This window comes from Aeromonas sp. HMWF015, assembly GCF_963878965.1.
Taxonomy (GTDB): Bacteria; Pseudomonadota; Gammaproteobacteria; order Enterobacterales; family Aeromonadaceae; genus Aeromonas; species Aeromonas veronii.
Genome location: NZ_CAWNZT010000159.1, coordinates 36966 through 42122 on the forward strand (window position 1 = coordinate 36966; position 5157 = coordinate 42122).

Annotated in this window: 4 protein-coding genes; 1 reads left to right on the forward strand and 3 read right to left on the reverse strand. The window is 61.5% G+C overall.

From position 1 onward, the window contains the following. Both AACS18_RS08155 and AACS18_RS08160 read right to left on the reverse strand, forming a co-directional pair. The coding region (locus tag AACS18_RS08155; RefSeq protein ID WP_108614097.1) for an ABC transporter permease at positions 1-2394 on the reverse strand (2394 nt) is incomplete at its 3' end. A gap of 36 nt (positions 2395-2430) precedes the next feature. Beyond that, positions 2431-3126, reverse strand: a complete 696-nt coding sequence (locus tag AACS18_RS08160; protein ID WP_019446439.1) for an ABC transporter ATP-binding protein — start codon at positions 3124-3126, stop codon at positions 2431-2433. 56 nt (positions 3127-3182) lie between these two features. On the opposite strand from AACS18_RS08160, the gene AACS18_RS08165 reads away from it, so the two are divergent. Continuing rightward, positions 3183-3794 carry an arylesterase gene (locus AACS18_RS08165; protein ID WP_108614098.1) on the forward strand — a complete coding sequence of 204 codons (612 nt, stop codon included), beginning with the start codon at positions 3183-3185 and terminating at the stop codon, positions 3792-3794. Between the two features lie 182 nt (positions 3795-3976). Here AACS18_RS08165 and AACS18_RS08170 read toward each other — a convergent pair whose 3' ends face one another. Further along, a complete protein-coding gene (locus AACS18_RS08170) occupies positions 3977-4921 on the reverse strand; it encodes a chemotaxis protein CheV (RefSeq protein WP_005335238.1) in 945 nt (314 codons plus the stop codon). Positions 4922-5157 lie beyond the last annotated feature (236 nt).

The following is a 5157-nucleotide window of genomic DNA, read 5'->3' on the forward strand; positions in this document are numbered from 1 at the left end:
CAGCTGACGCTGCATCCCCTGCCCCGCCAGCGTCACCAGCAGTGCCCCCAGTGTCGGCAGGCCGAGCCAGATAGCCCAGTGGAACTGCCACTGCCCCTCGAACCACCACCACTGCAGGCCAAAGGAGCAGAGCTCCACCACCATGGCGGCACAGAGCCCCGCCAGCGCACCACTGGCCACCAGCTCCCAACGCAGCATCTTTTTCAGCAGGTCGCTGCTGGCCCCCAGGGTGCGCATCAGCAACAGCTCGCGCCGACGCTGAGCCATGCTGGCCTGGGTCTGGGTCAGCAGCACCAGCAACGCGGCCACTGTCACCAGCCCCAGCATCAACGCCAGTGCCCGGCTCACCTGCTCCGATACCTGCGTAAGCCGCGCAATCAGATCATCCACATCGATAAGGCTCACCGTGGGGTGGCGGCGGATCAACTCCACCTCGGCAGTGCGCCCCGCCTCGGGCAATCGGTAACTACCAAGCCAGGTACGGGAGAAGGGTGCCAGCAGATCCTCGGAGAAGATCATGTAGAAGTTGGGCCGCATATTGTCCCACTTGATGCTGCGCAGACTGGTGACTCTGGCGCCGAAGCTGCGCCCCTCGATGGTAAAGGCGAGCATGTCCCCCAGCTTGATATCGAGTCGCTTGGCCAGCTCGCTATCCACCGACACCTCGCCGGGGCCTGCGAGCCATTTACCGGCCACCAGCTTGTTGTCGATTGGCAGGGTTACCGTGGTAGTGAAGTTGAGTTCCCGATCGACCCCCTCGCGGCCACTGCTGGCCCCCTCGCCCACCGCCTCACCGGCGATATGGGTCAGCCTGCCACGCACCATGGGATAGAAATCGGAAGTGGTGGCCCCGGCTGCCGCCAGTTCGCTCAGGATCCCCTCCCGCTCGTTCTCGGCCACATTGACCAGAAAACGGTTGGGCGCATCGACGGGAAGACGAGCCGAAAACTCATCCAGCAGATCGACCCGGGCCGCCCAGAGCAAGCCAAACAGCATCAGCGCCAGCGCAAAGCCCGCCAGCTGAAACAGGCCGCTACTGCGCTCGCGCGACAGGTGGGCCAGCGCCAGCCGCAAGGCATGAGGCCCGCTCACTTTCGTCCCCAGCCGCAACATCAGGGCTGCCAGCAGGGCCAACAGCCCCATCAGCAAGCCCATGCCCCCCACCAGACCCAGCGCCAACCGCACATCGGCGGTAAAGCCCCAGACCAGCGCAAACAGCCCGAGCAGGCCGACCGGCAGAGCCAGCCAGGGGGGAATCCCCGCCTCCAGCTCCCGGCGCAATACCCGCAGCGGCGGCACCTTCAGCAGCCGCAAGAAGGGCACAAAAGCGAGCAGCAGGGTGATAAAGAGCGCCACTGCCATGCCCAGCGCAAAGGGGCGCCAGGAGGGGGGCGGCAGATCCGGCGGCAGCAGGTCCCCCAGCAGTTGCAAGGTGATCCACTGCATGGCTGTGCCCGCCACCAGACCTAGCAACGCGCCGATCAGCGTCAGCGACAGCAGCAGGGTTCCCATCAGTTGCCAGAGCGAGTGACGGGATGCCCCCAGGGTCTTGAGCAGTGCCACCATATTAGTCTGGCGCTCGGCAAAGTGGCGCACCGCAATCCCCATCGCCAACGCCCCCAGCAACACCCCGCTTAGCGAGGCGAGCCGGAAGAAACGCTCGGCATTGGCCAGCGAGCGACCCACTTGGGATTCGCTGTCATCCGGTTTGATCCACTTCTGTCCGGCCTGCAATTGCGGCAACAACCATTGCTCGTAACGGGCCAGCGACTCTCGCGGCCCTTTGAACAGATAGCGCCACTGCTGGCGGCTGCCGGGGAGCAGAGCACCGGTCGCCTCGATATCGGCACTGTGGATCAGCGCACGCGGCGCCAGCAGGAAGGGGCTGAAGCCCTGATCCGGCTCCTCGCCAAGCAGGCCTGCCACCTTGAGCACCGTATTGCCCACCTCCAGCTCATCCCCCGTTTTGGCCTTAAGCAGCTGCATCACCCGAGCGGAGAGCCAGATCTCGCCGGGGGCCGGGGCACGGGCAGGTTCCAGAGTGAGCTTGCCGTAGAAGGGAAAACCATCGGGCACCGCCCGAATGGAGGCAAGCTGCAGCGCGTCGCCGTGAAACAGCATGCTGTTGAAGCTGACGGTGGTCTGCACCGCCAAGCCATCCTGTTTAGCCCGGGCTAGCCAGCCATCCGGCAGGGCGGCGGCGGTGCGCAGCACCCGATCCGCTCCGATAAAGTCGCGGCCCGACGCCTTGAGTCCGGCATCGAGCCGATCCGCCACCAATGCCACACTCAAGACACACGCCACGCTAAGCGCTAGCGCCAGCACAAACCAGCGCAGCTCGCCGCTGAAACCTTCCCGGCGCAGCAGTCGCCATCCCAATCGCCACTGCATCATCCCTTGCATCTCCCGCCTGATCCGCAGCTCACCCCGTTACACCACATCATGGGCCACCTCGCGATCCAGTCTGCCCGCCGTCATAACCAGTTGCCGCTGGCAACGCTCGGCCAGCTGATGGTCATGGGTCACCACCACTAGCGTGGTGCCGTGCTTGCGATTGAGTTCAAACAGCAGCTCGATCACCTTCTCGCCGGTCTTGCTGTCGAGGTTGCCGGTCGGCTCGTCCGCCAGCAGCAGGCTGGGACGAGTCATAAAGGCGCGAGCGATGGCCACCCGCTGCTGCTCACCACCGGAGAGCCGTGGCGGCAGATGGTGCAACCGCTCGCCAAGCCCGACCGCGGCCAGCAGCTCGCGGGCTCTTGGTTCGCAATCACGCTCGCCGCGCAACTCGGCGGGCAGCATCACATTCTCCAGCGCCGTCATGGTCGGGAGCAGCAGGAACGACTGGAACACAAAGCCGATCTGCTCGGCGCGCAATCGGGCCCGCCCCTCTTCATCCAGCTCGCCTAGGGATTTGCCGAGGATTTCGATATCCCCCTGACTCGGCAGATCGAGACCGGCCAGCAGCCCCAGCAGAGTGGACTTGCCGGAGCCGGAGGCGCCGACCAGCGCCACCGTCTCGCCGCTATTGACTTGCAGATCGATCCCTTCAAGGATGGTGAGGCTTTCCTGGCCGAGGCGAACCGATTTGCCGAGGCCCTTGACGACAATAATGGGGGTTGAACTCATGCTCTGTATCCTTTGTTCCAATTCCTTGATGACAATCCATAGCGGGAGTTGAATTGATGGTGCGTATTCTGTTTGCCTTGTTCGTGGGCCTCGGCAGCCTGCTTTCGTCGGCTCAGGCCCAGACCCTGCTGGTGCTGGGAGACAGCCTGAGCGCCGGCTATCAGATGCAGGTTGAGCAGAGCTGGCCCGCCCTGCTCAACCAGAAATGGCAGAAGGAGGGGGGCAAACACACTCTGCTCAATGCCAGCATCAGCGGTGAAACGACACAAGGGGCGCTGGCCCGTCTGCCCTCGCTGCTGAAGGAGCACAAGCCGGACTGGCTGCTGATCGAACTGGGGGGCAACGACGGCCTGCGCGGCTTCGCACCGACTATTACCCGCCAGAATCTGGCCAGCATGATCGCGCTCGCCAAGGAGCAGCAGACCCGTGTGGTGTTGACCCAAATCCAGCTGCCCCGCAACTACGGTGCCCGCTATCTGCGCCAGTTCGAACAGATCTTTCCCGAGTTGGCCCAGGCTAACGATCTGCCCCTGCTGCCCTTCTTTATGGATGATATTGCGCTGCGCCCTGAACTTATGATGAACGATGGTATTCATCCCACCCCGGCGGCCCAGCCCCAAATCCGCGATAAAGTTGCCCGCTTTATGGAGCCGTTGCTCAGCCAATAAGCCCGCCGTCTATCGCCAATATCCCATAACCAAACATCCCGCCAAAATCGGATGTTTTGGGCTGTAGACGATCTCTGCGTGGCACCTTGATTCAACCAATCCATCGCCAATACCCAATAACAACACATCCCGCCGAAGCGGGATGTGTTGTTATTGATTTAGCATAACCGGCAGGCAGCTTCTCAGCTTTCCAGCACCTGACGCAGCCGCTCCTGGGCCACGCCGACCAGCAAGTCGGGCTGGAATTTGGAGATAAAGCGGTCACATCCCACCTTCTTGACCATGGCTTCGTTGAAGTTGCCGCTCAGGGAGGTGTTGAGGGTGATAAAGAGATCGGACATGCGCGGATCGCTGCGTACCTCGTGGGTCAGGCGGTAGCCGTCCATCTCAGGCATTTCGGCATCGGTGATCATCAGCAGGATCTCGTCGGTCACCTTCTTGCCAGCATCACACCACCCCTTGAGCAGGGTCAGTGCCTGCAAACCATCCTGACACTCGATCACTTCAAGCCCAAGCTGGCCCAGGGTCTCGCGCACCAGATTGCGGGCTGTGCTGGAGTCATCGACGATCAGCACTTTGCGGCCATGCATCTCGGGCAGGATCTCCCGATCCAGCACCTCTTCGGAGATGCGGATGTCATAGGTGATGATCTCCGCCAGCACCTTCTCCACGTCGATAATCTCGACGATCTGATCAACTCCATCTTCGGGAATGCGGGTGATGGCAGTGAGGTAGTTGGCGCGCCCGGCGGAGCGCGGTGGCGGCAGGATATCCTTCCAGGTCATGTTGACGATATTGGCCACCTGCCCCACCAGAAAGCCCTGAATGGTACGGTTGTACTCGGTGATGATGAGGTTGGATTCACTGTCGATGGGCATGGGGCGCATACCGATGGCGCTGCGCAGGTTGATCACCGGGATCGAGGTACCGCGGATATTGGCCACCCCGCTGATATTGTGATGGGAGCCCGGCATCTTGCTCAGATGGGGCAACTTGACCACTTCCCGTACCTTGAAGACGTTGATGGCGAACATCTGACGGGTGCCGAGACGAAACATCAACAACTCAAGTCGGTTTTCACCCACCAGTTGAGTTCGTTGATCAACGGAATCCAATATACTCGCCATACGCTGATATCCATCTGATTATTAATCGACTCTATTATAGAGGCTGCCCGCCAGGAAAGGCAGGCGCATTTTCAACCAGAGCGACCAACCAGACAAAAAAAGTGAGGCCGAAGCCTCACTTATCTCATTGATTTTAAAATCAATAGCTACAGACAGACTTCCAGCTGCCATCGGTTGCCTTGGGCTCGCTGCTGGTCCACCAGTTCGCCTGCCACACTACCTTGTTATGGGTGATG